The sequence below is a fragment of the Pasteurella multocida genome (assembly GCF_900187275.1).
In the GTDB taxonomy this organism is placed as follows: Bacteria; Pseudomonadota; Gammaproteobacteria; order Enterobacterales; family Pasteurellaceae; genus Pasteurella; species Pasteurella multocida.
In genome coordinates this window covers 1,833,415-1,859,512 of the sequence record NZ_LT906458.1, presented here as the reverse complement: position 1 = coordinate 1,859,512, position 26,098 = coordinate 1,833,415, and the positions used below count along the sequence as shown (strand labels likewise).

Sequence of the window (26,098 nt, the reverse complement as noted above, 5' to 3'; positions counted from 1 at the left end):
TTTTTCCTGAAATCCGTTTGTTAAAAATAGAGGTCATAAGATATCGCATCTTATAATAAATAATGCCTAGTGCGAATGAAATTGAAAAATTTTCTGCCAATCAAATTCTGTATTCGCTACCATCACAAAATTGGGATTAATAAAACTTTCTCTCTGATTATAGCTAAGCGGTTGAAAAGCAAAGTCAAACACAGCACCTCCCATTTCACGTAAGAGGATTTCAGCCGCCCCCGTATCCCATTCACCCGTTTTTCCTACTCGAATATAGCAATCACAAGTGCCATCGGCCACTAAGCCGCCTTTTAAGCCACTTGAACCATAAACCAAAAATTCATATTGATAAGCTGGATTTAACAAGGGCTGAATTTTCCGTTCAACGCCCCCGACTCCCACAGCAATTTTGATTTTTCGCTGCTCAGGTCGCGCTTGGTTGTTTAGCTTTTCTTGTTGATTGCCCTGCCTTCTGTAAGCACCAAAGCCCTGCATAGCATAATAGGTCGTTTGTAAAATAGGGGCATGGGTAATGCTTAAGACGGGTTGATTGTGTTGGACAAGTGTAATCAAAATGGAAAATTGATCGGTGCGATTAATAAATTGTTGGGTTCCATCGAGTGGGTCAATTAACCAATATTCTGCCCAATGTGCACGATCTTGTAAGGGGATTTTACAACTCTCTTCGGAAAGAATCGGGACCTCAGGTGTCAGTGCGGTCAATTTTTCAATTAAAAATTGACTCAAAAATAAATCCACGGCAGTCACTGGCGTGTTATCTTGTTTGGTTTGAATTGCTAACGCATTTTGCCCTGAGTCGGTATAAAATCGCGTTAAAAAATCTCCTGCTTGATCCGCGATTTCAAGTGTTTTTTCAAGTAATGATGGTGAAAGTGCTAACATAGATAACCTTTTTAAACAGACAAGCGCCAAACATAGTTTCCCGCTTCATGCTATGCAATACCTAAACTACTGTGTGAGAAGACGGCGTTTTTCTCATAAAATCGTTTGCTGCAAAGGAAAAACAGGCTATCAAATATCTTGATAGCCTGCAACAAAATCCATAATACCAAGACTTATTTTTCTACTTTCAATTGCATAATCGCTGCTTTATTGAAGAAATAATGCGTCCCACAACATTCACACTGCATATCAATGGTACCGTTATGCTCTGCCAAGACTTCATCCAATTCTTCATCAGAAATCAACAACAATGCGGCACCAGAACGTTCTTGTGAGCAGCCACAGAAAAATGAGATCGGCTGTGAAGGGAAAATTTCAACACGCTCTTCATGATATAAACGGTACAATAATTCTTCTGCTGTTAAACCAAATAGTTCTTCCTCTTTCACCGTCGCTGCCAATGTTGCTAAGTGTTCAAAATCCTCTGGAGAACCTGAACCGTCCGGCATAATTTGTAACAACATACCGGCTGCCACAGGTTGTCCTTCAAATTCGCCAGCACGAATAATAAGCTGGGTTTGCAATTGTTCTGAACGCACAAAATAATCTTCAAGACAGGCAGTAATGGTTGGCTTATCTAACGCAATCACGCCTTGGTAACGCTCGCCTTCTGTCGGTGCAATCGTAATCACTAATACCCCTTTCCCGACTAATTGCGCCAAACTCATATCATCACTGACATCCGCTTGTAAACGCGCTAATGCGCGAATTTGCTGCTGATGATTGCCATTAACTAATGCTAATTTTAATGGTCCATCACCTTGTACTTGAACAGTAATATCCCCTTCAAATTTTAACGTCGCCGTCAATAAACTGGTCGCCACCATCATTTCACCGAGCAAGTTTTGGATGACTTTCGGATATTGATGTGTATTTAACGTATCAGTAAACGTTTGGTTTAACCGTACCCATTCACCGCGCACCGCGCGATCTTGGAAAAGGTAGCGATACAGTTTGTCATTGTCTGTGTTGTCTGTCATAAAAAGCCTTTATTCAGGTTAAGGGCAAGCACACAGCTTCCCCATATTCCTTTCTTTAATAAGAAAAGTAGGTAAATCACATCATCAAGATGAAAAGCTATCTTGATGTTTAAATTTCAATAAATCACGCCGCTCTTTTTTATTCGGGCGACGATCAGGATGCGGCATCGTTAATGCATTAATCTTACGTGCAATCGCCATTTTCGCACGTTGTTCAAGGCTTTTTTCTGTTTCTTGATACAACAATTGTGCTTCTGGCGCCCCACGACGTTGCGTAGAAAGCGCAAGCACTTCCACTTCTTTTTCGTCATTACCTTGACGAAGTTTGATCACACCACCAATTTCAACCGTTTTATTGGGTTTCGTGCGCTGCCCATTATAATGCACTTTACCGCCATCAATCATGTCTTTTGCTAAAGTACGTGTTTTATAAAAACGGGCAGCCCAAAGCCATTTATCTAGGCGAACATCATCCTCTTTTTCATGCCCGTTATTCTTTTTCGCCATTGTTATTTACTCCACTAAAGTGCGGTAATTGTTGACTGAAAAATGTCGTTTGAACCGTTTGTTTGGCAAACTGCTGTCTGGATTTTCCACGCCAACTGTATAAGCAATACCAAATTGTTTCGCGCTATCCAATACGTTTTCAGTATCATCAATAAATAATGTCCGTGCGGGGTTAAAATAATGCTTTTGTTGTAAATTGTGCCACAGTGGTTGCTCAATTTTCGGGGCGCCAAAGTGATGACTTGACAGCAATAAATCAAATGTCGCAACAAAATCGCAATATTGTAACTTAAGCGCTAAACTAAATGGATTACTGTCCGTAAGTAATATCATTTGCTTGTTCATCTTACGCACAGCTTGTAAAAAGGGTGCCACATCTGACCGCACTTTCAGTGTTGGTCCTTGTGCCTGATATAACTCACGTAACGGCAAATCCAACGTTTTTGCCCAAAAATCTAAACAATACCAATCTTTACTGTGCTCAATCGCATCATAACGTTGTTTTAACAGCTGACGACTCGTGGCAAGATCCAAATTACATTTTTTCGCATACGCTTGTGGCACCACTGTTTTCCAAAAATGATGATCGAAATAGAGATCAATCAAAGTACCGTCTAAATCTAAAATTACCGTATCAATTTGTTGCCAATTCATGTCTATCATGCACATCACTTTCCTTTTGGTGTCATGCGGTTTATGGTATCGTTATTCCCTAATTTTGTAAAATTGCACTTATCCACGAGGTGAATATGCATAAAAAACCGGAAATCCTCTCTGTGTCAGTGGTTGCCAAATCACGTATTTTTGAGATTCAATCGGTCGAACTCCAATTTTCGAATGGGATTCAGCGTACTTATGAACGCTTTAAAGGGACTGGACGTGCTGCGGTCATGGTGCTACCCATTGAAAATGACCAATTACTGATGGTACGAGAATATGCGATGGGCACAGAACAATACGAACTGGGTTTCCCTAAAGGTTTAATGGATCCCAATGAAACACCTGAAGAAAGTGCTAATCGAGAACTCAAAGAAGAAGTGGGATTAGGTGCTAACGAATTCATTCATTTACGCACAGTCAATACCTCGCCAAGTTACATGAATAGCGTGATGCATATCTTTTTAGCTCGGCACCTTTATCCCTGCAAACTGGAAGGCGACGAGCCTGAACCCCTAGAACAAATCAGATTCCCTCTCTGTCAATTAGACGACTTATTGCAAGATCCTACATTCCGTGAAGCACGTAATTTAGTTGCACTGTATGCACTACGTGACTTTTTAACAAAGAATAAACATCGTTAAAAAAATGAGTGGTCGATATCATCACATCTCTCTCAATTAAGCTGTCTTATTTTATGGATTCGCTTAATTTATATTAAAAAAACGTATTGTTTTAAATCAATAAATGATTCAGAAACAAACTGAACTCGATTGTTTTTTTAGTGCTAATAAGTATAATTCTCAGCCGTTTATCAACTAAAATGGAGTTTAAAATGCAAAAAATTATCTTAGGAATGCTTGTTTTCACAGCAAGTAATGCGATGGCACTAAACAATAATTTCAATGTGTACGGAAAAGTTGGGGTGGATCTCGTTTCTCGTTTTGATACTGTTGATCCGAGTATCTATCATTTTTCAGTCCCTCACAAAAGAAATACTTTTTCTCCAAGTGCTTTCTTAGAACTTACTTATAATGTGTTACCTCAAACAGAACTAGGTGGTGGTGTCGGTTTTATCAAGCGTAATAGTTTTAAACACATTAGTTATGGAATTCATAATGAAACAGGTGCAGACGTTAATGCAACAGAAAAATACCAAGTCCCACGCTATCGTTCTATTCCTCTTTACGCAACTTTAAAACAAAATTTCTCTTTTACTCCAAATACGATGCTGTACTTGAAAGGTGATTTAGGTTATGCATTTAATAGAACAAAATCTACTACATTAAATGTAATACTCCATGACTATACAGGAAATGGACAAGACTATATAGAAAAAACAAATATCAATATGTCAGCGAAAGATGGCGCTTATTATGGTATTAGCTTAGGTTTAGAATATTATAATTTCTTAGCTGAAGTCGGTTATTATCATACTTCATCACGCATTAGTTTTGCTTCATCCCCACAAAAAACGGTAGCATATAAACAAGTTTCTTATAATAATGATGCTATACGTTTATCTATAGGATATAAATTCTAACGATTATCTCCTCATATTTTCTTGATACAAAAGGCTGTCTGACATGGCAGCCTCTTTTCTTTGACATAAATCATATAACGTTAAAAATTTTTCGCCATTTTTCAAAATTTTGATCAAGCTAACAGTTTTTAGGTAGAAATTTGATTAGAATGCTCGCATTATTTTTCAACATTTAAAACTTAACTCTATGAGGTAACGTATGACTGACTTAAATAAAGTAATCAACGAACTTGGTGCACTTGGTATTCATGATGTAAAAGAAATCGTTTATAACCCAAGTTATGAGCAATTGTTCGAAGAGGAAACCAAACCAGGTTTAGAAGGTTACGAAAAAGGTATCGTGACACAATCAGGCGCGGTGGCGGTTGATACTGGTATCTTTACAGGTCGTTCGCCAAAAGATAAATACATTGTGCTTGATGACAAAACCAAAGACACTGTTTGGTGGACAAGCGATGCGGCGAAAAACGATAACAAACCAATGACACAAGATACGTGGAAAAGCTTAAAAGGCTTAGTGACAGAACAACTTTCTGGCAAACGTTTATTTGTGATCGACGCATTCTGTGGTGCAAACGCTGACACCCGTTTATCAGTGCGTATCGTGACAGAAGTAGCATGGCAAGCACACTTTGTGAAAAACATGTTCATTCGTCCAACAGAAGCAGAATTAGTCGGCTTCAAACCAGATTTCGTGGTAATGAACGGTTCTAAAGTCACTAACCCGAACTGGAAAGAACAAGGTCTAAATTCTGAAAACTTTGTGGCATTTAACTTAACTGAGGGTGTGCAATTAATCGGTGGTACTTGGTACGGCGGTGAAATGAAAAAAGGTATGTTCTCAATGATGAACTACTTCTTACCATTAAAAGGCATCGCATCTATGCACTGTTCAGCCAACGTGGGTGAAAAAGGCGACGTTGCTGTGTTCTTCGGTTTATCAGGTACAGGTAAAACCACCCTTTCAACAGATCCAAAACGTCAATTAATCGGTGACGATGAGCACGGTTGGGACGATGATGGCGTATTCAACTACGAAGGTGGTTGCTATGCGAAAACGATCAAACTGTCTCCAGAAAACGAACCAGATATCTATAAAGCCATCAAACGTGATGCCTTATTAGAAAACGTTGTAGTACGCGCAGATGGTTCAGTGGATTACGATGATGGTTCAAAAACAGAAAACACCCGTGTTTCTTACCCAATTTACCACATCGACAACATCGTAACGCCTGTATCAAAAGCAGGTCATGCGAAGAAAGTGATCTTCTTAACTGCGGACGCATTCGGTGTGTTACCACCAGTATCTAAATTAACGCCAGAACAAACCAAATACTACTTCTTATCTGGTTTCACAGCGAAATTAGCAGGTACTGAGCGTGGTATCACAGAACCAACACCAACTTTCTCAGCATGTTTCGGTGCAGCATTCTTATCACTTCACCCAACACAATATGCGGAAGTGTTAGTGAAACGTATGGAAGCAGCAGGTGCGGAAGCTTACTTAGTGAACACAGGTTGGAACGGTACAGGTAAACGTATCTCAATCAAAGATACGCGCGGTATCATCGATGCAATCTTAGACGGTTCAATCGAAAAAGCAGAAATGGGCAAATTACCAATCTTTGATTTAGCGATCCCAACTGCATTACCAGGTGTTGACCCTGCAATCTTAGATCCACGTGATACTTATGCAGACAAAGCACAATGGCAAGCGAAAGCAGAAGACTTAGCTTCCCGTTTCGTGAAAAACTTCGAAAAATACACCACTAACGATGAAGGTAAAGCCTTAGTGGCAGCAGGTCCAAAAGCGTAATTAAACGCTTAACGTGATAAATAACCAAACAGCTCGATGAAAATCGGGCTGTTTTTTTATGCCGACCAACTTAACAAAACGTTGGTGAAAATGACCGCACTTTTACTCGTATCTTCACAAAATTGAATAACAAAAAAACACAAGCTATCACTTGTGCTTTTTCATTTAATGCAAATTTACACTTTCAAACAAAGGTATTTGATTTCTAAAAACTCGTCGATGCCGTAGCGAGAGCCTTCGCGACCTAAGCCGGATTCTTTGACGCCACCAAAAGGCGCCATTTCATTGCTGATCAGGCCTTCGTTAATGCCGACAATACCGTATTCTAATGCTTCGGAAACTCGCCAGATGCGAGAAATATCTTGGGTGTAAAGATACGAGGCTAAGCCAAATTCAGTATCATTTGCCATCTCGATCACTTGTGCTTCGGTATCAAATTTAAACACCGGTGCCAATGGGGCGAAGGTTTCGTCTTTTGCCACTAACATCGCTTGGGTCACATCTCGCAATACGGTCGGTTCAAAGAAAGTACCGCCTCGCGTATGAAGCTTACCACCGATCACCAAATTTGCCCCTTTTGCGGTGGCATCGTCGATGTGTTCTTGGATTTTATTGACTGCACTTTGACTGATTAATGGTCCAATGTTGACACCGGCTTCATTGGCACTGCCCACTTTAAAGGCGGCCACTTTGGCGCTAAATTGTTCCACAAAACGGTCATAAATGCCGGCTTGCACATAAATACGGTTAGTACAGACGCAGGTTTGTCCACTGTTGCGGAATTTCGAGGCGATAATGCCCTCGATAGCATTCTCTAAATCCGCATCATCAAACACAATCGACGGGGCGTTGCCGCCTAGTTCTAATGACAATTTTTTCACTGTACTCGCCGATTGCGCCATCAGGATTTTGCCCACACGGGTCGAACCGGTAAAGGTCACTTTACGTACCGTTGGATGTTCGGTTAGCACTTTGCCAATTTCAACGGAGCGAGTTGAAGTAATCACATTAAATAGCCCCGCAGGTAAGCCCGCTTGGTGTGCCAGTTCTGCCAACGCTAATGCAGAAAGTGGGGTTTCCTGTGCGGGTTTTAATACCATTGCACAACCTGCCGCAAAGGCTGGCGCGGCTTTACGAGTAATCATCGCATTTGGGAAGTTCCACGGGGTGATCGCTGCCACCACACCAATGCCTTGTTTAATCACTAATAAACGATGATTTTCTTTATCCTGTGGTAACACGTCGCCATAAATACGTTTGGCTTCTTCCGCGAACCATTCAATAAAACTGGCGCCATATAAAATCTCACCGCGACTTTCGTTGATTGGTTTACCTTGTTCTAAACTCAGTAATTGGGCTAATTCTTCTTGGTTTTCAATGACTAAGTTATACCAACGGCGTAAGAGATTCGCGCGTTCTTTCGGCGTGACTTTTTGCCACTTTTTCTGGGCTTGTGCCGCGCAAGCAATCGCATATTCGGTTTCTTCTGCGCTTAAATCTGGCAACTCACAAATGATTTGTTGGTTCGCTGGATTAGTAACCGCAAAGGTTTTGTGATCCTTTGCCTGTACATACTCGCCATTAATATAGGCTTTGGTTTTTAATAGGGAAAATTGTTGCATTGAAATACCTCCCAACAATTAATAAATTTGGTCCGCACTAGCTGTGTTTTCTAGTGCATTCGATGACTTAAACTTCTGTGAAAGATCGTTTAATGCACGCATTAACAAAGAGGTATCGACGCCTACCGCCACAAACGTACAGCCGAGTGCTAAATAGTGTTTTGCCATTTTTTCATCGGCATACAAAATACCGGCAGCTTTATCGGCTGCACAAATGGTGGCAATCGCTTGTTCAATCGCTTGTTGCACTTCTGGATGCGATGGATTGCCTAAATGCCCTAAGGACGCACTCAGATCGGCAGGTCCAATAAAAACGCCATCGACCCCATCGACTTCAGCAATCTCTTTCAGGTTCTGTAAGCCGGTTTTGTTTTCCACTTGCACCAATAAACAGATTTCTTCATCCGCTTGTTGTAGATAATGAGGAATACTATTCCAACGCGACGCACGCGCTAAGGCACTGCCTACGCCACGCACACCTTTTGGTGGATAATGTATAGCTTTCACCAATTCGCGCGCTTGTTCAGCGGTTTCCACCATCGGGACCAATAAGGTCTGCGCCCCAATATCAAGCAGTTGTTTAATGGTATGCGTTTGTCCAATCACGGGGCGAATAATCGGAGTAGTAGGATACGCGGCTAAGGTTTGGAGCTGATGTAACAAGGTGCGTAGATCATTCGGGGCATGCTCACCATCGAGCAATAACCAATCAAATCCGGCAGTGGCGGCAAGCTCACAAGCATAGCCATCCGCTAAGCCGACCCATAAGCCAATTTGCGGTTTTTTCTCTTTTAACGCTTGTTTAAAGTGATTTTTCAGTTGCATTGTACGCCTCACGTTGCCATTACACAAACTGCATCGAAATACTGCCTAATTCATGGTAATCCACATGGAATGTATCACCACGACGGGCGGCGACGGGACGTGTAAAGGAACCGCCCAAAATAACTTCACCGGCTTTAAGCGTCACACCATAAGGATGCAGTTTATTGGCTAACCACGCCACACCCTTAATTGGGTTATTTAAAACTGCCGCAGACACACCGGATTCTTCCACCACACCATTGCGGTATAATACCGCCGCTACACGGCGTAAATCCACGTCCATCGGTTTAATCGCACGTCCGCCTAACACCACACCAGCATTGGCGGCATTATCTGAAATAGTATCAAATACACGACGCGGCACTTTAGTTTTACTGTCAAATTGTTCAATGCGTGCATCAATGATTTCTAACGCAGGAATCACATAATCGGTAGCATCTAGCACATCAAAAATAGTGCAATTTGGCCCTGATAAGTCTTTTTTCAAAATAAAAGCTAATTCCACCTCAACGCGCGGCACGATAAAACGATCAAAAGGGATTTCACTGTTTTCCTCAAAAAACATATCATCCAGTAAGGCACCATAATCTGGTTCGTTAATTTGTGAGCTATTTTGCATCGCTTTTGAGGTTAAGCCGATTTTATGCCCTTTCAACACGCGTCCTTCTGCAATTTTCATCGCCACCCACGCTTTTTGAATTTCATACGCATCTTCAATGGTAATCTCTGGATACGCTAACGAAAATTGTGAAATCTGCGTGCCTGTTTTTTCTGCTTCATTAAGACGTTGTGCCGCCTGTTGAATAATCGCTCCGGATAACATAGAAAATCCCTCTTTAAGATGAAATTGAATTTGGTTTTAACGTAATCATAAAGCCCACAATGGCAACACCTGCGCAAGTACTCATGACCCAAAGCATGGTTTGCGGACTGTTGTTAAAAAAGTAAGACAATGCCCCACTTGCCACAAAACCACCGGCAAACTGCATCGAAGCCGCAAGTGCCATCGCCGCCCCCGCTGCATGGCTATGCTGTTTTAATAAACTGGTCATCACATTAGGCGTGATCGCCCCCGTTAACCCGACAAAAATAAAAAGCGGTAACATTATGGCAAATAAGGAATCGGTGTCTGCCAGAAAAAACGCCATGCCAGCCAATGCCACTAAGCCCATTTCCGCCATTAACACACGCTGGACGGCATAACGTTTAACACAATAGTTATTAATTAAAGTTGCTAACACAATACCAACCACATTGATGCCAAAGTAAAATCCGTAGTCCTGAGGCGGAATATGGAAATAATCAATGTAAACAAAGGGCGTACCGGCTACATAAGCAAACATGCCACCAAACATGGCACTTAAACAAAGAATATTGCCGAAAGATTGTGGTTGTTTCAAAATCCCACAATATGCTTGAAAAAATGTGCCAAGATTTAACGGACGTTGATGGCGGTCTTGATTGGTTTCCGCTAAGAAAAAATAAGCAATTAACCAACAAACCACCCCAATTAACGCTAAGAGTAAGAACTGAGTTTCCCAGCCAAACCATAACAACACAATCCCGCCGATAAAAGGCGCTAAGAGAGGAGCAAGCATCGTGACTAACTGCATCATAGAAAGCACGTGCGTAATACGCTGTGGCGGGAAACTATCACGCACAATCGCCCGCCCTAATACTGGACCTACCCCACCGCCAAAGGCTTGTAAAAAACGAGCGACTAACAGCTGTTCAATGCTAGTAGCAATACTGCACGCAATGCTTGCTACAATATAAATCGTCATGCCAATCAGCAAAATAATACGGCGCCCATATTTATCGGATAAGGGACCATAAAACAACATGCCAACACAAAACCCCGTCAGAAAGGTACTAACGGACAGTTGTACCCATTCAATACTGGTATGTAAAGCTTGCGCAATGGTCGGTAAAGACGGCAGATACATATCAATGGAAAGCGGTCCAAAGCCCACCAACGTGCCTAAGAAGCAGATAAGTGCGGTCTGATTCCACGTCGTATTGGTTGCTACTGGCATAATGACGCCTCCATGACACTCTGTTAAATCGCCTCAATTGGCTTATTTCTTAAATCTCAAATGCACATTGTTTTTCTTGAAATTTAAGGTCGGATGCAATTCCGCCATTTCAAATGACAGCGCAAAATAGCGTTTCTCAAATAGCGGTTGAAAGTAATTCGTTAACAGTGTAAACACCTGTTCGCCGACAGGTTTTAAACTGGCTTCATCACGTCCCGCACCAACCTTTAACGTGATATGCACAAAAGCATCATCTTCTATCCCATCCGCCATACGATACACATCCACCCAATGCACGCGACTGCGAATGCCGCCTAAAGGGAAAATACCAGTATTGGCAAGATAATCATGTACCTGTTTAAATAACGGTTGCCAATCCACGTCATCACGCAAATTTTCGGTGGCTTCAACAATAAAGTGTGGCATGCATGTTTTCCTTTTTATGAAGAGAAAAGTGCGGTCTGTTTAGCAAAAAGTGTCAGAAACCAACCGCACTTGTGCTGATTACACCGGGAAGACGGCGTTAATTTGTCCCGTACCGGAACTTGGGAATAAATCCGTCAAGATTTCAACTGGCTTATCGTATTTATCCCAACCCAGCATACCGAGCAACATTACTGTATCGTGCATATTGCCCTCACCGCGACAGAATTCCGCGTATTCCGGTAACATTTTGCAAAAGTCTTTGAAATTGCCTTTACGCCACATATCCACTACATGCAAATCAATTTGGCGCTCAAATTCACGGGTATAGCTGTTCATCCCGTCTTTGGCTAAATGATCGGGAATAAAGTAGTGTGATAACGAGCCGCTGGCTAACACGGCAACAATGCCATCGTATTCTTTAATGGCGTCTAATACCGCCTCACCGAGCTTGCGACTATCTTCGAATGAATGCGAGGTGCAGAATGCCGCAATGGAAATCACTTTAAAGGCTTTATCTTCGTTCATATAACGCATTGGAACCAACGTGCCGTATTCCAATTTCAGGCTATCAATCTCATGTGCCTGAGCGCGCACCCCTTTCGCCACCGCATGTTTGACGATCATGTGACCTAATTCAGGATTGCCTTCATAATTAAAAGTGATATCACGAATAAAGTGCGGGAGCTCATTACTGGTATAAACCCCTTCAAAATGCGAACAACAGTTCACATGATATGCACTATTCACCAGCCAATGTGTATCAAATACGATGATCGTATCGACCCCCAAATCACGACAACGTCGGCTAATTTCTTTGTGACCTTCAATGGCGGAAGCACGGCAACCATAATGTTTGCCCGGTTGTTCTGACAAATACATTGACGGAACATGTGTAATCTTGGCAGCTAAAGCGAGTTTACCCATATTGTTGCTCCTTTAATTTTATAATCCCCAGCGAGGAATTGGATGATCGTGCATTGAGATGCACACATTTTTCAATTCAGCAAAGACTTCAAAGCTGTATTCGCCGCCTTCGCGTCCAATACCTGAGGCTTTGATGCCACCGAACGGTTGACGTAAATCACGTACGTTTTGACTGTTGACGAAGACCATCCCCGCTTCAATGCCATTGGATAAACGCAATGCTTTCGCAATGTCTTTTGTCCAAATGTAAGAAGCCAGACCGTATTCCACGTCATTTGCCAAACGTAATGCCTCTGCTTCATCTTTAAATTTCATTAAACACACTACCGGACCAAAAATTTCCTCTTGTGCAATACGCATACGGTTATCAACATCAGCAAAGACCGTTGGTTGAATAAAGTGACCTTTTTGTAAATGTGCTGGTAAGTTTTGCGGGCGTTCTAAACCGCCGGCAAGTAAGGTGGCGCCTTCTTCTAGACCAATGCGGATATAGCCTGTCACTTTGTCATAATGTTGACGGGTAATCATAGAACCTACTTGGGTATTGAAATCTTGCGGATCGCCCACGATTAACCGTTTTGCACGTGCTGCAAATTGTTTCACGAACTCGTCATACACTGTTTCTTGAATAAAAATCCGTGAACCCGCAGTACAACGCTCGCCATTGAGCGAGAAAATGGTGAACAATGCCGCATCTAAAGCGCGATCTAAATCCGCATCATCAAAAATCAACACTGGGGATTTGCCCCCTAACTCCATTGAATATTTTTTCAAACCGGCATGTTTTAAAATATGCTTACCTGTCGCCGTGCCACCGGTAAATGAAATCGCACGCACGTCATCGTGTGTGACTAACGCATGACCTGCCGTTGAACCCAAACCTTGCACCACATTGAAAACCCCTTCAGGAATACCTGCCTCCAAGGCTAAACGCCCTAATTCATTTGCGGTTAAAGGTGAAAGCTCGGACATTTTAAGTACCGCAGTATTACCTAATGCCAAACAAGGTGCAGTTTTCCAGGTTGCTGTCATAAATGGCACGTTCCATGGGGAAACCAAGCCACATACCCCAACGGGTTGATAAAGGGTATAGTTGAGCATTTTGTCATCGACTGGATAGCTATGCCCATTCATGCGCGTACAAACTTCCGCAAAGAAATCAAAGTTATGCGAGGCACGAGGAATGAGCACGTTTTTGGTTTGATGAATGGGTAAGCCCGTATCTAAAGTTTCCAATTCGGCCAATTTCGCCACATTTTGATCAATTAATTCACCTAACTTACGCATCAAACGGGCGCGTTCTTTGGCTGGTGTTTTTGACCATTTTGGGAACGCGTCTTTTGCTGCTTGAACTGCCGCATTAATTTCTTTTTCACCGCCAGAGGCAACCTGACAAATCACATCACCTGTTGCAGGATTAAAGTTGTCAAAGGTTTCCTCACTGGCGACTTCTTTACCATTTATCCAATGCTTAATCATAAGGTTGTCTCCTTTTATATTTATACGTTTTGCGCAAAAAAGGCCGTTTCACTCACAATGTAGTTCGTCAATTTGCCAATTTGCTCAATTTCAATTTCTACGCAATCACCCGGTTTCACATCCGCTAACCCTTTTGGTGTGCCTGTGGCGATCATATCGCCCGGTTGTAATGTAGTAATATGGGAGAGGTGTTCAATGAGGTACGCAATATCAAAGATCATGTCTTTGGTATTCCCTTCTTGACACAACTCGCCATTGACCCATGTTCTTAAAGTTAAGTTCATCGGATCTTTCACATCTGCTTTATCCACAATCCAAGGACCAACAGGGGTCGTGCCCACACGATTTTTCACGCGTAAATTTGGGCGATAATAGTTCTCCAAATAATCACGAATCGCATAATCATTACACAGGGTATAACCCGCCACATAATCCATCGCCTCATCCCGTTTTACATTTTTTGCTGTTTTACCAATCACCACTACCAGCTCACATTCATAATGCATATAGTCCACATTATCAGGGCGCCACGTGGTGCTGTTGTGACCGGTGTAAGTGTGATGGGTTTTCACAAACACAAGGGGCTTTTCAGGTGGCTTAAAATCTAATTCAGAGGCGTGATCGGCGTAATTCAAGCCTAAGGCATACATCATGCCACTGGCTGGTGGTAACCAAGTTACCGCTTCACTCGGCAATAATTGTTGTTGATCGGTTAACAAGCCATTTGGTCGCACTTCTACGCTATGGATTTGATTTTGATACATCACTTTTGCATATTTACTCATAATCCTGCTTACCTCATTCAGTTACCGTATTGGTTAAACAACCCAGTTGAGCAAACTCAACGGATACCTGATCGCCAGCGCCCACAAGGAGTGGCATATCCTCTGTGCCGGTCAGCAAAATATCGCCCGCTTTAAAAGCAATAAATTGACTTAAAAAACTGATCAACTCAGGAATCGAATGTTTCATGGCTAAATGCACATAGTGCTTTTTCACCGCACCATTAATCGCAACATTCACCGTCAATTCTGTGGGATTTTTCACCGCACTTTTTAACACTTCTTGCCCTAAAACACAGAAGCCCTCTTGGCAACGCCCCTCAATATCGGGACGGTAATAGCTGTCATGGGGTAAAGAATACAGTGCTACCGGCAAATACCCGGATACGTAGTGCATCGCCTGTTCCACACAAACTCGTGAGGTATCTCGACCAAACACTACCGCCAAGTGCGGTTCAATTCTGAGCTGTTTTTTCCCCGCAGGGAGCGACACGTTCGCCCCACTGCGATTATGTGTCGCTTCCGGCAACACATAGATAACTGGGGTTTTCGGTAGCGCTTGATAAGGCGCTTGTTCAAACTGAGCTTGGCAACGTTGCAATAATTGGGTTGAGTTCAACGCAATGACAAACACCGTAGGTTTATGCGCAGTATTGAGTTGGGTAATCTGTTTAGCTAAAGAGACAGACATAATTTCCTCACTTAAAATAAATGGACGAGCCACAGCGCAATGCCCGGAACACAGGCAATCACAGCAATACGAATAAGATCAGAGGCAATAAATGGCAGCACCCATTTTGATGTAGCTAATAATGGGGTGTCTTTATCCATCTTATTGATAATAAATAAGTTCATGCCGACAGGTGGGGTGATTAAGCCAATTTCCACCACCATCAATGCCACAATGCCAAACCAAATGGTTTTATCTTGTGCTGACAGCCCCCAGAAATCTAAACCGAGAATAATCGGATAAAAAATCGGAATGGTTAACAAGATCATGGCAAGGGAGTCCATGACACAACCCAAAACTAAATAGATCATTAAGATACAAAACAACACCAACAACGGCGCATATTGCTGTTCAACCACCCAATTTGCCAATTGGGCTGGCATCTGAGTAAGGGCTAACGCAGAGTTCAATAAATCCGCGCCGATCAACACCATAAAAATCATCGCACTTGCCATGGCGGTCTGTAAGATACTGTCAACTAACCCTTTCCAAGTTAACCCACCAGAAAGCCAAGAAATAATGCCACAAGAGGCAGCGCCAATAGAGGCGGCTTCAGTTGGATTTGCCCAGCCACCATAAATACTGATAATCACCACCGCAAACACGATGAAAATTGGTAATACTTTGACTTGTGATTTTAAGGCTTGTAAAAAGGGGACTTTTTCCGACGTTGGACCAGCCTCAGGGTGTAAACTGACTAACACCTTGATCACAAACACATAGCCTAACAGCGCTAAAATTCCCGGGATAATCGCCGCCACGAACAGTTTCCCAATGGATTCTTGTGTTAGTACCGCATAAATAATAAGCGGTACGGAAGGTGGAATTAAAATCCCGAGTGTGCCGCCCGCAGCTAAAGTTGCTGTACTTAATTCACCGGAATAACGGCGTTTTTTCAATTCGGGAATAGCAACTTGTCCCATGGTTGCTGCGGTAGCTAAAGATGAACCACAAATCGCCCCAAAAGCGGCACAACTGCCAACAGAAGCCATAGCGAGACCACCTCGCCAGTGACCAATAAAGCTACTCGCTGCTTGGAATAAGGCTTTCGACATCCCACCATGTGAAGCAAGTTGTCCCATAAAGATAAATAAAGGAACAACCGCTAAGTCGTAATTAGACAAACGCGCATAGGCTAAACCGTTTAAGGTGTACATCAAGGCATTCAGATCCCCTTGACCTAAATAGGCGTACAACCCAGCTGCCGCTAAAAACATCGCGATACTAATATGAATTCGAATTAATAAGAGGGTCAGTAAGATAAAAAAACCCACAATACCCATTTCTAAGCCACTCATCATAAGCTTAATCCTTTGAAGTTAAATGGATATAAAAATGGAAAAAAGCACACAGTCCCATCACAATAAAACCCAACATGATGGCGGCATTGGGTATCCATGTTGGAAAAGAAAGCAAGGCCGTCACTTCTTCATATTCTTTTAACGTCTCACTTTGTAAGGCAATGCGCCAAACTAATAAAAAGGACACCAAACCAAGCAATAAATCAGCAAGTGCATCCATCTTATTGCGTAATACAGGCGGACATTTTGCAGTAAAAAAATCCACTTTTAAGTGCTCTGACATCAGGGTACAAAACGGGAGGAAAAGGGAGGCGGCGACCGCACATCCCATTTGCATGATTTCAATATCACCAAGAACACCGCCATTACCTAATTTACGTCCCACTAAGGAATAGCACGACATCACGATCAAAGCGATGAATAAAAACCCACCCACAATCGCCATGCCTTTTGACACCTGATATAACCCCATGCCAATCGCACTCTTCCTGACGTTTTCTGGCATCATGACAGCTTGAGTTGATCCGCTCATCGGTCGTCTCCTCGCAGATTATTGGTGTTTTTTCACCATTTCACGTAAATCATCAATTAATTGCTGACCGTTTTTACCTTGTTTCTTCATGCTTTCGATCCAATCTTTGGTTAATGAATCCGTCATGGCTTTCATTTTTGCTGTATGTTTTGGACCAAACTCAGTAATCACACCACCATTGGCAAGCACTTTTTTACGCGCATTGTCTTCGGTTTTTTCCCATGCCACCGTAATACGTTCAAGTAAAGCGGGACCAGAATGTTTATCAAGAATCGCTTTTAAATCGGCAGGTAATGAATCGTATTTTTTCTGATTCATCACTAAAGCAAGTACGGTTACGGTTGGGAAAGGCTCACCCGCCGCAGGCATCACATGATATTTCGTCACTTCATCTAATTTAGTTGGTGGCACTACTTCCCACGCCCCCATCGCACCATCGACGACACCTTTTGAAATACTTTCAGCCACTTGTGAAGGGGCAATAGAAATCGCTGCACCACCTAAGGCTTGAATCACTTGGGAGGCTAAACGCGTTGGGGTACGTAATTTGTTATTTTTTAAATCCTCAACTTCATTTAAAGGCTTATTCGAATGGAAAGTCACCCCTCCATCACTTTGAATAGACAGCACTTTAAATTGCTTAAATTCGGTATCTTTGGCGTATTTTTCAAAAAACTCCCACGCCACTTTGTTGCCCACACGTACATTCGGTAATAAGAATGGGGTTTCTAACGCCTCAATGATTTTGAACCGACCCGGCGAATAACCCGGTGCAGTCCACACAATATCCGCCACCCCGTTACGCACCTGATCAATCAATTGACCTGCAGTCCCACCGAGTTGATTTGAAGGATATAATTGACATTCGATACGACCTTTTGATTCCGTATTCAGATCCTGACACCAAGGGACTAACACATCATTGTGCATGGTTGAAAGTGCGGGTAAGAAATGACCTATTTTTAATACGACTTTGTCATTTGCCATGGCTGAGGCAGAAGCCGCTAAAGTTAAAGTGAGTAAGAGTTGACGTGTCTTCATAAAAAGTCTCCTTCACATTCGTTGGGAAAAGGCATTTAAGAACAAACAGCAGTCCAATGTAACCAAATTGTTAATAGGTTGTTACAGTTATAATGGAGTTAAACCGAGTTTTAAATGTACTTTTCAGGTGAAAAATTGTACTTTTCACAAAAAATCACGATGGATTCGAAGATATGTGATCTTGATCGCGAAATGCTTTTGGTGACAATTGCGTTTCTTTTTGGAAAAAACGCGAGAAATAGGCAGGATCTTTAAACCCGAGATCATAGGCGATTTGATAGATCGAATGCTGAGTAAATAATAGCTTCCGTTTCGCTTCTTGAATTTGGCGCTCAATGATAAGACGTTTTGGTGAGGTAGCTGAGAAATGCTGACAAATGGCATTTAATTTACTTTCGCTAATGCATAAGCGATCTAAATAATCATTAATGCGCCAATTATTTTTGAAATTATCTTCTATGAGGAAGTTAAACTGATTAAATAAATACAGCTCGTTGTTACGCGGACTGTACTTTTTCTCATTGCTTTTCGACAAACGATAAATCTCTAATAAAATTAATTTCGCACTTAAACGCAGTGCGGTCTGTTTTTCGTCCGTATGTTGACGGTACTCTCCCGCCAATAAATTAAATAAATATTCAAATTTAAAAATTTGCTGTGCTTCCTCTTGCGGAGATAATTCAATACACATGGGATAAAAATAATTGATATCGCGTTTTAACGATTCTAATAACTGCCAAACAAACTCTTGTGGAATGGTTAAAACGTGCCCATGCGTATCTAAATCGGTGTAAAAGCCATGAGGAATAGAAGGCGGAGTAATAAAAAAACAAGGGGCATACAGGCGATATTCATGTGCATCTAACTGTAATGCAATGCTTCCTTCAGTTAAATAGTGCACTTGATAAAAGCGATCATGAAAATGCACCAACGATTTCCGTCCATAAAATAAGGCAAGATTATCAAAGGTTTCATAGTGGATGATGCTACTGCTTTCTTGTCCACCATAGGTTTTTTCAATATTAATATTTTGTGTTTCAAAGGACTGATCTCGCATAACCTCCCTCCAATTTACTTCCGCCTTATCCTTCTTGCTTGAATGTAAACTATGCTTTTTCGCCTGTATAGTTTTGATCCTTAAAACAGCGATAGAGATCACATTTTATTCATTTTTCCCGTCTAAATACGGAAAAGTACATTTTTTGACACGAAAATTGCATTTTCTCTTGCGCAGAGATCCACTATAAATTTAACAAATTCGCAACATGCCAGCGATTTTGCCCGAAATGCTATTCAACCCTTATTTATTCAAAAGGAGTAAATCATGACGCAAGCAGAAAAAAAACAGCACAAATTACCGGATGATTACCGTAAAGAAAAAAATCGTCCATTCACCGGTGAAGAATATTTAGCAAGTTTAAGAGATGGGCGCAAAGTCTATATTTATGGTGAGTTAGTCGATGACGTGACAACCCACCCTGCATTTCGTAATGCCGCCGCCTCTGTAGCAAAACTCTACGATGCGTTACATGATCCAGCAACCAAAGACGAATTGTGTTGGGAAACAGATACTGGCAATGGTGGTTATACCCATAAATTCTTCCGTTATGCCCGTACCGCAGAAGAACTCAAAGCACAACGCGATGCTATCGCAGCTTGGTCACGTTTTAGCTATGGCTGGATGGGGCGTACTCCAGACTATAAAGCGGCATTTGGTAGCGCGTTAGGCGCCAATCCAGAATTTTACGGTAAGTTCGCCGATAATGCGCGCAATTGGTATAAACGTATCCAAGAATCTTGCCTCTATTTCAACCACGCTATCGTTAATCCACCGATTGACCGTAACAAACCGATTGATCAAGTTAAAGATATCTATGTGAAAATCGAAGAAGAACGTGCCGATGGGATTGTGGTCAGTGGGGCGAAAGTGGTGGCGACTAACTCAGCACTAACTCACTATAACTTTATTGGATTTGGTTCCGCACAAATTATTGGTGATAACGACGACTTTGCCTTGATGTTTATTGCACCCATGGATGCAGAAGGTGTCAAACTCATTTGCCGTCACTCTTATGAACTTGCCGCAGGCGCGACCGGTTCACCGTTTGACTTCCCACTTTCTACTCGTTTCGATGAAAACGATGCCATTTTGGTGTTAGACAGCGTCTTTATTCCTTGGGAAAACATTTTAATCTATCGTGATCTAGAGCGTTGTCGTACTTGGGCACAATATGCCGGCTTTGCAACGCTTTTCCCAATGCAAGCCTGTACCCGTTTAGCGGTGAAATTAGATTTCATTACAGGTTTATTACATAAAGCATTACAATGTACCGGCGTGATTGAATTCCGTGGCGTCGCGGCACAAATGGGCGAAGTGATGATGTATCGCAACCTCTTTTGGACACTTACTGATGCCATGGCGGGATCTTCTTATCAATGGAAAAATGGTTGCCAAATGCCAAGTGCACAAGCAATCCAAACCTATCGCGTGATGGCACCAATGGCCTACCATACGGTGAAAAAAATCATTGAACAAACGGTAACAAGTGGGTTAATTTATTTGCCTTCACATATTCGCGATTTCAATAACCCTGAAATCGACCAATATTTAGAAAAATACGTGCGTGGTTCAAACAATATTGAATACCGTGATCGGATCAAAATTTTAAAACTTCTGTGGGATGCCATTGGCACGGAGTTCGGTGGTCGTCACGAACTTTACGAAATCAACTACGCCGGTAGCCAAGAAGAAGTGCGTTTACAAGTACTCGGGCAATCCACCGGTAACGGTACATTACAGCGTTGTTTCGATTTAGTGGATAAATGCTTGGCTGACTATGATGAAAAAGGTTGGAAAGTGCCACATCTGAATAACTCAGAAGATATTAATATTTTGCATAACCTCAACCGTTTTTCAAAATAACGTACGTTGTAAAACATAAGGAAAATCAATATGCTTACGCCAATTCAACAACACTTTCGTAATTCCATGGCAAAATTAGCCGCTGGCGTGAATATTATTACGACCAATGGTATCGCTGGGAAATGTGGTATTACGGCGACAGCTGTTTGTTCCGTTACCGATACACCGCCAACGATTATGGTATGTATTAACAAAAACAGTGAAATGAATCCGGTCTTCCAGACCAATAAACGCCTTTGTGTCAATGTATTGAGTGCAGAACAACTCGAACTCGCACAACACTTTGCTGGTTTCATGGGCAGTTGTATGGATGAGCGTTTTGAGTGGGCTGTTTGGCATGAAAAACAAGACCCGGTGGCACCACCGAGTCTTAAGAATGCACTCGCCAATTTAACGGGCACCATTGTGGATATTCGTGATATTGGCACGCATTCGATGTTTTTAGTGGAGCTTGAAGAAATTCAAGTCAATGAAGAACAAGAGCACGCCTTAGTCTATTTCTCGCGTCAATTCCATACTGTCGGGACGTCAGAGTAAATGCATAAAATAAGAAAGGCAGATCAATCATTTGATCTGCCTTTTGTTTCTGCATAAAAAGTGCGGTCTGTTTTTTAATTTTTTCGCTCAAGCATTTTAATATGGCGAGTTGCCGCTAACCAAGCACCAAGGTAGCCCACCAACGTGCAAATGATCATCAGAAATAAAAACTCCGCCAGATTTACCCCGTTTAACTCAAAATGTACCGCAAAAATATCGGTCACATACTTGACGGCACTAGTGAAATAACCAATCACTAAACTACTTAACACACAAGCAAAAAAGCCACCTAACAAGGCATAAATCATGCCCGTATATAAGAAAGGGCGTAAAACAAATTGATCGGTGGCGCCAAGCAGTTTCATCACTTCAATGGTGGCTTGGCTACTGTACACATCCGAGCGAATACTGTTACCAATCACCAAGAAAACCGCCAAGGTCATCAGCACCGCACAAAAGATCGCCACATGTGCCACTAACCAAGTCAGTGCGGTCAATTTTTCCAACCAATCATTGTCTAAACGGACTTCTTGTACACCTTTAATTTTATCTAAATTTTGGCGTAGCTCATTGCGTTTTTGCGATTCATTATATTCTTTCGTCGGTCTGATCATCACTACCGCGGGCAAAGGGTTATCATCTAATACATCTAACTCATTGCCAAACCCCGACCAATCACGAAACGCATTCAAACTCTCTTGACGTGAAATGTAATTTAACGAGGCAACGCCGTTTTGTTGGCGAATTTTTTCCACCACCAAATTGGCATCTTCTTCACTCAAGGTTTTGTGTAAATACACTGTGAGCTCACTTTCCGGATAAAACTGGGTCGTAGCTTGGTGAATATTTTTCCACAATAAATAGCTTACTGTTGGAATGGTTAGGGAAACACTGATCACTAAAATTGTCAGTAAGGTGCCAAAACGGCGCTTTAATAAATCAGCCCATACAGCTTTTAACACATATTGTATTTGCACCCAAAATGGCGCATGCACACGGCGCGAACTCATCACAACTTTCCTCAGCGTAAGTAGCCTTGTTCAAGGACAAGACAAGGTTTTGGTTTTTGTTGAATAATATTGAGGTCATGTGTGGCAATCAGCACCGTCATGCCCATTTGATTTAATTCTTCAAACAAACTGAAAATTTCAAAAGACAAGGTATTATCCAAGTTACCTGTTGGCTCATCGGCAAGCAATAATTGCGGTTTATGCACAATCGCGCGGGCAATATCCACTCGCTGCTGCTCACCACCGGACAAATGCACAGGTAAATGATTCGCACGATCACGCAAGCCCACACGATCTAAGGTAGCGAGCGCTCGACTTTCCGCTTCGTTAGGATGCATCCCCGCAATAATCAGGGGTAACGCCACATTATCCACAATCGAACGATCTGCTAACAGACGGTAATCTTGGTGTACCATGCCAATTTGACGACGTAAGAACGGAATTTCATGTGCTGCTAAACGGGTAATATCATGCCCATTAAACCAAATCTGCCCACCATTTGCCCTTTCCATGCCCATTATCAATTTCAACAGCGTACTTTTCCCCGCCCCAGAATGCCCAATGACATAGGTCATACTACCCACGGGCAAATGAAAACTGATATTTTGTAATGCAGGCTTACCACCGAGATAGGCTTTACTCACATTGGAAAATCTAATCATGTTATGCTACTTTTACTCTCTTTTTAGGCTCAGCCATCGCCGAGCTCACTTTAATTTGCTACGCTGCTTTCGTCTTCATGCACAAATAACGCGTCAATAAATTCATCCGCATTAAATGGACGTAAATCTTCAATTTTTTCACCCACCCCAATATAACGAATCGGTAAATTGAATTGATCAGCAATCGCAAAAATCACACCACCTTTTGCGGTACCGTCTAACTTGGTTAAGGTAATCCCCGTTAAGCCAACCGCTTCATGGAATAATTTCGCTTGGCTAATCGCATTTTGTCCCGTTCCGGCATCGAGCGTTAGCATAATTTCATGTGGTGCTGTTTCATCATATTTTTTCATCACACGCACAATTTTTTTCAACTCGTCCATTAGGTTATTTTTATTTTGTAAACGTCCTGCCGTATCTGCAATCAACACATCAACATGACGTGCGGCAGCAGACTGCATCGCATCAAAAATAACGGAAGCAGAATCGGATCCTGTGCTTTGTGCCACCACCGGAATACCGTTACGTTCACCCCACACTTGCAATTGCTCAACCGCCGCCGCACGGAACGTATCACCTGCCGCTAACATGACTGATTTACCTTCATTTTGGAACTGACGCGCTAATTTACCAATGGTCGTGGTTTTTCCCACACCATTCACACCGACCATTAAAATCACATAAGGTTTTTTGCTTTGATCAATCACGAGTGGCTGGGCAACAGGTTTAAGAATCTCTGCCATTTCTACTTTTAGTTGTTGATACAACAAATCCGCTTCTTTTAATTGCTGGTGACTAGCATGTTGCGTTAAGTTATTGATGATTTTTGTCGCAGTCGGTACACCTAAATCGGCGATGAGGAGCTGTTCTTCTAATTCCTCAAATAATGCATCATCAATTTTTTTACCAAAAAAGAAACTGCGAAAACCCGCACCAAGATTTTGTTTCGTTTTTAACAGCCCTTTCACTAAACGGCTAAAAAAACCACCTTCACTCTTTTTTTCTTGTTCTTGAGGTTGAGAAGGTGTTAACACAGCCAGTTTGACGTCCTCATCAGATGTTAGCGCACTGGCAACAGAATCCGTTTCTTCAAGGCAGTCTTCCGTTTTCGTCTCCTTTTCAGCCTGCTGAAACGCACTCTGCACATCGTCACCCTCATCAGTCTTCACGTGTTGCGCGTCTGTTTCGTCTAATGTTGGGGAGAATGTCGCCGGTGTATCGGATGTGGTCGAAGATGATATTTCATCAGAAATCACCGCACTTTCTGTTTGCTCAATTTGGGGTTCAACCTCTGGTTTGATTTCTTCGACTTGCTCAATATTGTCAGACGTTTCTGTACTCGGTAACGTCTGTGTCGCCTCTGGTGTTTCTTGCTTTTTTCCCAAACCAAGCCAAGACCAAAAGCCACCTTTTTTATTTTCCGTTGACATAATTTTTTCTCATTGCCTAAACATATTTTGAATTCAAAAATTGATTGCTCATTTTAACATTGAATACTTAAACGATGAAAAAAATCTCCTTGCTTTCCATAAAATTTGCAAAATTTATACAAATTTAGCTGTATAAATAATAAAAATGTGTAAAATATGCACATTTTTAATAAGGATATAAGCAATCTGCTTATGCAACATGTATAGGGAATACACTATGAAAAAAGCAATCATCAAATTAACAACTGTCTTCGGATTATCTTGCCTTTTAATCGCTTGCGGTGGCGGTGGTGGCGGTAGCGGCAATGGCGGAAACAATGCGCCTCCACCAGTACAGCCGATTCAACCTGCACCACCAGCGCATCAACAACCAGATGCTGCACCAAATATACCGGCACCACCTAAAAACCAAGCACCAGATACTGGCGCAAAGGAGGCACCACCTGCACCACCTGCACCACCTGCACCACCTGCAAATGACAGTATGGGAATGTCCCCTCCTTCTGCACAAGAAAAATGGGAAGGCGCTTGTGAGGCAAAATCGGTTTGTGCTGCAAAAAATGAAAATAAAAATCATGTAACGGTTTATAAACTAGAACATGTGGAAAATGCTGATAGAAACAGTAGTACACCAGATAAATATAAAAAAGAGCCAGAACATATCACCCTTAACTTAGGTGATAATTCAGGAGTGGAGTATAAATTTACTTTATTAGGCAGTGATGGTAATGAAGTAGGCTATTATGGTTATCGTCACAATATTGATGATAGTCGCGCGCATAAAAATGTGGAATTACTTTATGCCATCAATACGGATTTTAAAAGCCCAGACCAATCTACTCAGTTCAAGGCTTATTATAAAAAAGAAAAAGGGTTTATTTATGCGCCTATTAGTAATACGGAATTATCTAATAATGGCTTAATAAATTATGGTGATGTGAATATTCTCTATGACAACGGTAGTATATCAGGTTCTATTTATCGCTCTGAGAATGGCAATAGTCGAGAAACTAACAAAGAAGAAATTTTTAAAATAGAAAAAGGTAATCATGGTAGTTCAACTATTGAACCTGTCTTAGAACATCTTCTCGGTACAATTAAAAAAGGGGATAAAGCTAATCTTAATTATATATTAGCTGATTCAGAAAAAGGAAAAGCTGATCACAAGTACCTTTTCGGTAATGCTAAAGCCGAAACATGGATTGGAGTATTAGCCGCTGAAAAATCAGATGAAAAACCAGCAGAAAACTCTACGGGTAAATAAAAGATAAAAGGCGTTTAAAAAACGCCTTTTTTTATCTTTTCTTATTTTAAAAAATACTCTCTGTTACGAAATAATATAATTCATAGACAATAACGGCATAAAAACCAAGCAAATAAA

At 41.8% G+C, this 26,098-nt stretch carries 26 protein-coding genes; 6 read left to right on the top strand and 20 right to left on the bottom strand.

Translation table 11 applies throughout. The features are described 5' to 3' along the window. Positions 1–66: 66 nt before the first annotated feature. The 4 genes from cysQ to yrfG form a co-directional block, all read right to left on the bottom strand. The gene (cysQ, locus tag CKV69_RS08600; RefSeq protein ID WP_005718234.1) at positions 67–894 is read right to left on the bottom strand and encodes a 3'(2'),5'-bisphosphate nucleotidase CysQ; all 828 of its coding nucleotides are present in this window, start codon (positions 892–894) and stop codon (positions 67–69) included. Positions 895–1,067: 173 nt separating this feature from the next. Further along, entirely contained in the window at positions 1,068–1,934 is an 867-nt protein-coding gene (hslO, locus tag CKV69_RS08595) for an Hsp33 family molecular chaperone HslO (RefSeq protein ID WP_005718232.1), read from the bottom strand. A gap of 84 nt (positions 1,935–2,018) precedes the next feature. Next, on the bottom strand, positions 2,019–2,441 hold the full coding sequence (gene hslR / locus CKV69_RS08590; RefSeq protein WP_005724378.1) for a ribosome-associated heat shock protein Hsp15: 423 nt from the start codon (positions 2,439–2,441) through the stop codon (positions 2,019–2,021). A 6-nt stretch (positions 2,442–2,447) separates the two neighbouring features. Further along, positions 2,448–3,104, bottom strand: a complete 657-nt coding sequence (gene yrfG, locus CKV69_RS08585) for a GMP/IMP nucleotidase (protein ID WP_016533743.1) — start codon at positions 3,102–3,104, stop codon at positions 2,448–2,450. An 86-nt stretch (positions 3,105–3,190) separates the two neighbouring features. Here yrfG and nudE point away from each other — a divergent pair, with 86 nt between their 5' ends. From nudE to pckA, 3 genes are all read left to right on the top strand, one after another. After that, complete coding sequence (gene nudE, locus CKV69_RS08580; RefSeq protein WP_005718226.1) at positions 3,191–3,742, top strand: ADP compounds hydrolase NudE; 552 nt, start codon at positions 3,191–3,193, stop codon at positions 3,740–3,742. 191 nt (positions 3,743–3,933) lie between these two features. Then, positions 3,934–4,641 (top strand): hypothetical protein, encoded by a 708-nt coding sequence (locus CKV69_RS08575; RefSeq protein WP_015690968.1) that lies wholly within the window; start codon positions 3,934–3,936, stop codon positions 4,639–4,641. A 199-nt stretch (positions 4,642–4,840) separates the two neighbouring features. Continuing rightward, complete coding sequence (gene pckA / locus CKV69_RS08570; RefSeq protein ID WP_005724363.1) at positions 4,841–6,457, top strand: phosphoenolpyruvate carboxykinase (ATP); 1,617 nt, start codon at positions 4,841–4,843, stop codon at positions 6,455–6,457. A 176-nt stretch (positions 6,458–6,633) separates the two neighbouring features. Here the strand turns inward: pckA and CKV69_RS08565 are convergent, their stop codons facing one another. The 13 genes from CKV69_RS08565 to hpaA all read right to left on the bottom strand — a co-directional run bounded on the left by CKV69_RS08565 (position 6,634) and on the right by hpaA (position 19,212). Further along, positions 6,634–8,079: an NAD-dependent succinate-semialdehyde dehydrogenase gene (locus CKV69_RS08565; RefSeq protein ID WP_015702570.1), complete on the bottom strand. Its 1,446-nt coding sequence runs from the start codon at positions 8,077–8,079 to the stop codon at positions 6,634–6,636. Positions 8,080–8,097: 18 nt separating this feature from the next. Continuing rightward, complete coding sequence (gene hpaI / locus CKV69_RS08560) at positions 8,098–8,904, bottom strand: 4-hydroxy-2-oxoheptanedioate aldolase (protein ID WP_015702569.1); 807 nt, start codon at positions 8,902–8,904, stop codon at positions 8,098–8,100. 19 nt (positions 8,905–8,923) lie between these two features. Next, positions 8,924–9,727 (bottom strand): 2-oxo-hept-4-ene-1,7-dioate hydratase, encoded by an 804-nt coding sequence (gene hpaH / locus CKV69_RS08555; protein WP_015702568.1) that lies wholly within the window; start codon positions 9,725–9,727, stop codon positions 8,924–8,926. Between the two features lie 13 nt (positions 9,728–9,740). Next, positions 9,741–10,940 carry a Bcr/CflA family multidrug efflux MFS transporter gene (locus CKV69_RS08550; RefSeq protein ID WP_015702567.1) on the bottom strand — a complete coding sequence of 400 codons (1,200 nt, stop codon included), beginning with the start codon at positions 10,938–10,940 and terminating at the stop codon, positions 9,741–9,743. 42 nt (positions 10,941–10,982) lie between these two features. Next, on the bottom strand, positions 10,983–11,366 hold the full coding sequence (locus CKV69_RS08545) for a 5-carboxymethyl-2-hydroxymuconate Delta-isomerase (RefSeq protein ID WP_015702566.1): 384 nt from the start codon (positions 11,364–11,366) through the stop codon (positions 10,983–10,985). A 78-nt stretch (positions 11,367–11,444) separates the two neighbouring features. Next, positions 11,445–12,290 carry a 3,4-dihydroxyphenylacetate 2,3-dioxygenase gene (gene hpaD / locus CKV69_RS08540; protein ID WP_005724341.1) on the bottom strand — a complete coding sequence of 282 codons (846 nt, stop codon included), beginning with the start codon at positions 12,288–12,290 and terminating at the stop codon, positions 11,445–11,447. A gap of 18 nt (positions 12,291–12,308) precedes the next feature. Then, positions 12,309–13,769 carry a 5-carboxymethyl-2-hydroxymuconate semialdehyde dehydrogenase gene (hpaE, locus tag CKV69_RS08535; protein ID WP_005755124.1) on the bottom strand — a complete coding sequence of 487 codons (1,461 nt, stop codon included), beginning with the start codon at positions 13,767–13,769 and terminating at the stop codon, positions 12,309–12,311. Between the two features lie 20 nt (positions 13,770–13,789). Next, on the bottom strand, positions 13,790–14,554 hold the full coding sequence (locus CKV69_RS08530) for a fumarylacetoacetate hydrolase family protein (RefSeq protein ID WP_005724337.1): 765 nt from the start codon (positions 14,552–14,554) through the stop codon (positions 13,790–13,792). Positions 14,555–14,567: 13 nt separating this feature from the next. Next, positions 14,568–15,242, bottom strand: a complete 675-nt coding sequence (locus CKV69_RS08525) for a fumarylacetoacetate hydrolase family protein (RefSeq protein WP_015702564.1) — start codon at positions 15,240–15,242, stop codon at positions 14,568–14,570. 11 nt (positions 15,243–15,253) lie between these two features. Further along, on the bottom strand, positions 15,254–16,582 hold the full coding sequence (locus CKV69_RS08520; protein ID WP_005724333.1) for a TRAP transporter large permease: 1,329 nt from the start codon (positions 16,580–16,582) through the stop codon (positions 15,254–15,256). 4 nt (positions 16,583–16,586) lie between these two features. Continuing rightward, positions 16,587–17,114 (bottom strand): TRAP transporter small permease, encoded by a 528-nt coding sequence (locus tag CKV69_RS08515; protein WP_015702563.1) that lies wholly within the window; start codon positions 17,112–17,114, stop codon positions 16,587–16,589. An 18-nt stretch (positions 17,115–17,132) separates the two neighbouring features. Then, positions 17,133–18,155, bottom strand: coding sequence for a TRAP transporter substrate-binding protein (locus tag CKV69_RS08510; protein WP_015702562.1), 1,023 nt, complete (start codon positions 18,153–18,155; stop codon positions 17,133–17,135). Positions 18,156–18,309: 154 nt separating this feature from the next. Then, complete coding sequence (gene hpaA / locus CKV69_RS08505) at positions 18,310–19,212, bottom strand: 4-hydroxyphenylacetate catabolism regulatory protein HpaA (RefSeq protein ID WP_005755118.1); 903 nt, start codon at positions 19,210–19,212, stop codon at positions 18,310–18,312. Between the two features lie 267 nt (positions 19,213–19,479). Between hpaA and hpaB the strand changes: the two genes are divergently transcribed. Together hpaB and hpaC are read left to right on the top strand one after the other, a co-directional pair. Continuing rightward, on the top strand, positions 19,480–21,078 hold the full coding sequence (gene hpaB, locus CKV69_RS08500; protein ID WP_005755115.1) for a 4-hydroxyphenylacetate 3-monooxygenase, oxygenase component: 1,599 nt from the start codon (positions 19,480–19,482) through the stop codon (positions 21,076–21,078). 30 nt (positions 21,079–21,108) lie between these two features. After that, positions 21,109–21,615 carry a 4-hydroxyphenylacetate 3-monooxygenase, reductase component gene (hpaC, locus tag CKV69_RS08495; RefSeq protein ID WP_005735585.1) on the top strand — a complete coding sequence of 169 codons (507 nt, stop codon included), beginning with the start codon at positions 21,109–21,111 and terminating at the stop codon, positions 21,613–21,615. Positions 21,616–21,689: 74 nt separating this feature from the next. On the opposite strand, the gene ftsX is transcribed toward hpaC, so the two are convergent. The 3 genes from ftsX to ftsY are packed head-to-tail and all read right to left on the bottom strand — an operon-like array spanning position 21,690 to position 24,717. After that, positions 21,690–22,625 (bottom strand): permease-like cell division protein FtsX, encoded by a 936-nt coding sequence (gene ftsX, locus CKV69_RS08490; RefSeq protein ID WP_005755112.1) that lies wholly within the window; start codon positions 22,623–22,625, stop codon positions 21,690–21,692. 11 nt (positions 22,626–22,636) lie between these two features. Beyond that, positions 22,637–23,287 carry a cell division ATP-binding protein FtsE gene (gene ftsE / locus CKV69_RS08485; RefSeq protein WP_005718118.1) on the bottom strand — a complete coding sequence of 217 codons (651 nt, stop codon included), beginning with the start codon at positions 23,285–23,287 and terminating at the stop codon, positions 22,637–22,639. Positions 23,288–23,337: 50 nt separating this feature from the next. Continuing rightward, positions 23,338–24,717, bottom strand: a complete 1,380-nt coding sequence (gene ftsY / locus CKV69_RS08480; RefSeq protein ID WP_015702561.1) for a signal recognition particle-docking protein FtsY — start codon at positions 24,715–24,717, stop codon at positions 23,338–23,340. Between the two features lie 217 nt (positions 24,718–24,934). On the opposite strand from ftsY, the gene CKV69_RS08475 reads away from it, so the two are divergent. After that, positions 24,935–25,981 carry a hypothetical protein gene (locus tag CKV69_RS08475; RefSeq protein WP_010907204.1) on the top strand — a complete coding sequence of 349 codons (1,047 nt, stop codon included), beginning with the start codon at positions 24,935–24,937 and terminating at the stop codon, positions 25,979–25,981. The last annotated feature ends 117 nt before the right edge of the window (positions 25,982–26,098 follow it).

What these genes read in the sequence shown, in the direction of transcription:
- cysQ (WP_005718234.1), bottom strand. Translation starts at nt 894, where the DNA reads ATGTTAGCACTTTCACCATCATTACTTGAAAAAACACTTGAAATCGCG.
- hslO (WP_005718232.1), bottom strand. Translation starts at nt 1,934, where the DNA reads ATGACAGACAACACAGACAATGACAAACTGTATCGCTACCTTTTCCAA.
- hslR (WP_005724378.1), bottom strand. Translation starts at nt 2,441, where the DNA reads ATGGCGAAAAAGAATAACGGGCATGAAAAAGAGGATGATGTTCGCCTA.
- yrfG (WP_016533743.1), bottom strand. Translation starts at nt 3,104, where the DNA reads ATGATAGACATGAATTGGCAACAAATTGATACGGTAATTTTAGATTTA.
- nudE (WP_005718226.1), top strand. Translation starts at nt 3,191, where the DNA reads ATGCATAAAAAACCGGAAATCCTCTCTGTGTCAGTGGTTGCCAAATCA.
- CKV69_RS08575 (WP_015690968.1), top strand. Translation starts at nt 3,934, where the DNA reads ATGCAAAAAATTATCTTAGGAATGCTTGTTTTCACAGCAAGTAATGCG.
- pckA (WP_005724363.1), top strand. Translation starts at nt 4,841, where the DNA reads ATGACTGACTTAAATAAAGTAATCAACGAACTTGGTGCACTTGGTATT.
- CKV69_RS08565 (WP_015702570.1), bottom strand. Translation starts at nt 8,079, where the DNA reads ATGCAACAATTTTCCCTATTAAAAACCAAAGCCTATATTAATGGCGAG.
- hpaI (WP_015702569.1), bottom strand. Translation starts at nt 8,904, where the DNA reads ATGCAACTGAAAAATCACTTTAAACAAGCGTTAAAAGAGAAAAAACCG.
- hpaH (WP_015702568.1), bottom strand. Translation starts at nt 9,727, where the DNA reads ATGTTATCCGGAGCGATTATTCAACAGGCGGCACAACGTCTTAATGAA.
- CKV69_RS08550 (WP_015702567.1), bottom strand. Translation starts at nt 10,940, where the DNA reads ATGCCAGTAGCAACCAATACGACGTGGAATCAGACCGCACTTATCTGC.
- CKV69_RS08545 (WP_015702566.1), bottom strand. Translation starts at nt 11,366, where the DNA reads ATGCCACACTTTATTGTTGAAGCCACCGAAAATTTGCGTGATGACGTG.
- hpaD (WP_005724341.1), bottom strand. Translation starts at nt 12,290, where the DNA reads ATGGGTAAACTCGCTTTAGCTGCCAAGATTACACATGTTCCGTCAATG.
- hpaE (WP_005755124.1), bottom strand. Translation starts at nt 13,769, where the DNA reads ATGATTAAGCATTGGATAAATGGTAAAGAAGTCGCCAGTGAGGAAACC.
- CKV69_RS08530 (WP_005724337.1), bottom strand. Translation starts at nt 14,554, where the DNA reads ATGAGTAAATATGCAAAAGTGATGTATCAAAATCAAATCCATAGCGTA.
- CKV69_RS08525 (WP_015702564.1), bottom strand. Translation starts at nt 15,242, where the DNA reads ATGTCTGTCTCTTTAGCTAAACAGATTACCCAACTCAATACTGCGCAT.
- CKV69_RS08520 (WP_005724333.1), bottom strand. Translation starts at nt 16,582, where the DNA reads ATGATGAGTGGCTTAGAAATGGGTATTGTGGGTTTTTTTATCTTACTG.
- CKV69_RS08515 (WP_015702563.1), bottom strand. Translation starts at nt 17,114, where the DNA reads ATGAGCGGATCAACTCAAGCTGTCATGATGCCAGAAAACGTCAGGAAG.
- CKV69_RS08510 (WP_015702562.1), bottom strand. Translation starts at nt 18,155, where the DNA reads ATGAAGACACGTCAACTCTTACTCACTTTAACTTTAGCGGCTTCTGCC.
- hpaA (WP_005755118.1), bottom strand. Translation starts at nt 19,212, where the DNA reads ATGCGAGATCAGTCCTTTGAAACACAAAATATTAATATTGAAAAAACC.
- hpaB (WP_005755115.1), top strand. Translation starts at nt 19,480, where the DNA reads ATGACGCAAGCAGAAAAAAAACAGCACAAATTACCGGATGATTACCGT.
- hpaC (WP_005735585.1), top strand. Translation starts at nt 21,109, where the DNA reads ATGCTTACGCCAATTCAACAACACTTTCGTAATTCCATGGCAAAATTA.
- ftsX (WP_005755112.1), bottom strand. Translation starts at nt 22,625, where the DNA reads ATGAGTTCGCGCCGTGTGCATGCGCCATTTTGGGTGCAAATACAATAT.
- ftsE (WP_005718118.1), bottom strand. Translation starts at nt 23,287, where the DNA reads ATGATTAGATTTTCCAATGTGAGTAAAGCCTATCTCGGTGGTAAGCCT.
- ftsY (WP_015702561.1), bottom strand. Translation starts at nt 24,717, where the DNA reads ATGTCAACGGAAAATAAAAAAGGTGGCTTTTGGTCTTGGCTTGGTTTG.
- CKV69_RS08475 (WP_010907204.1), top strand. Translation starts at nt 24,935, where the DNA reads ATGAAAAAAGCAATCATCAAATTAACAACTGTCTTCGGATTATCTTGC.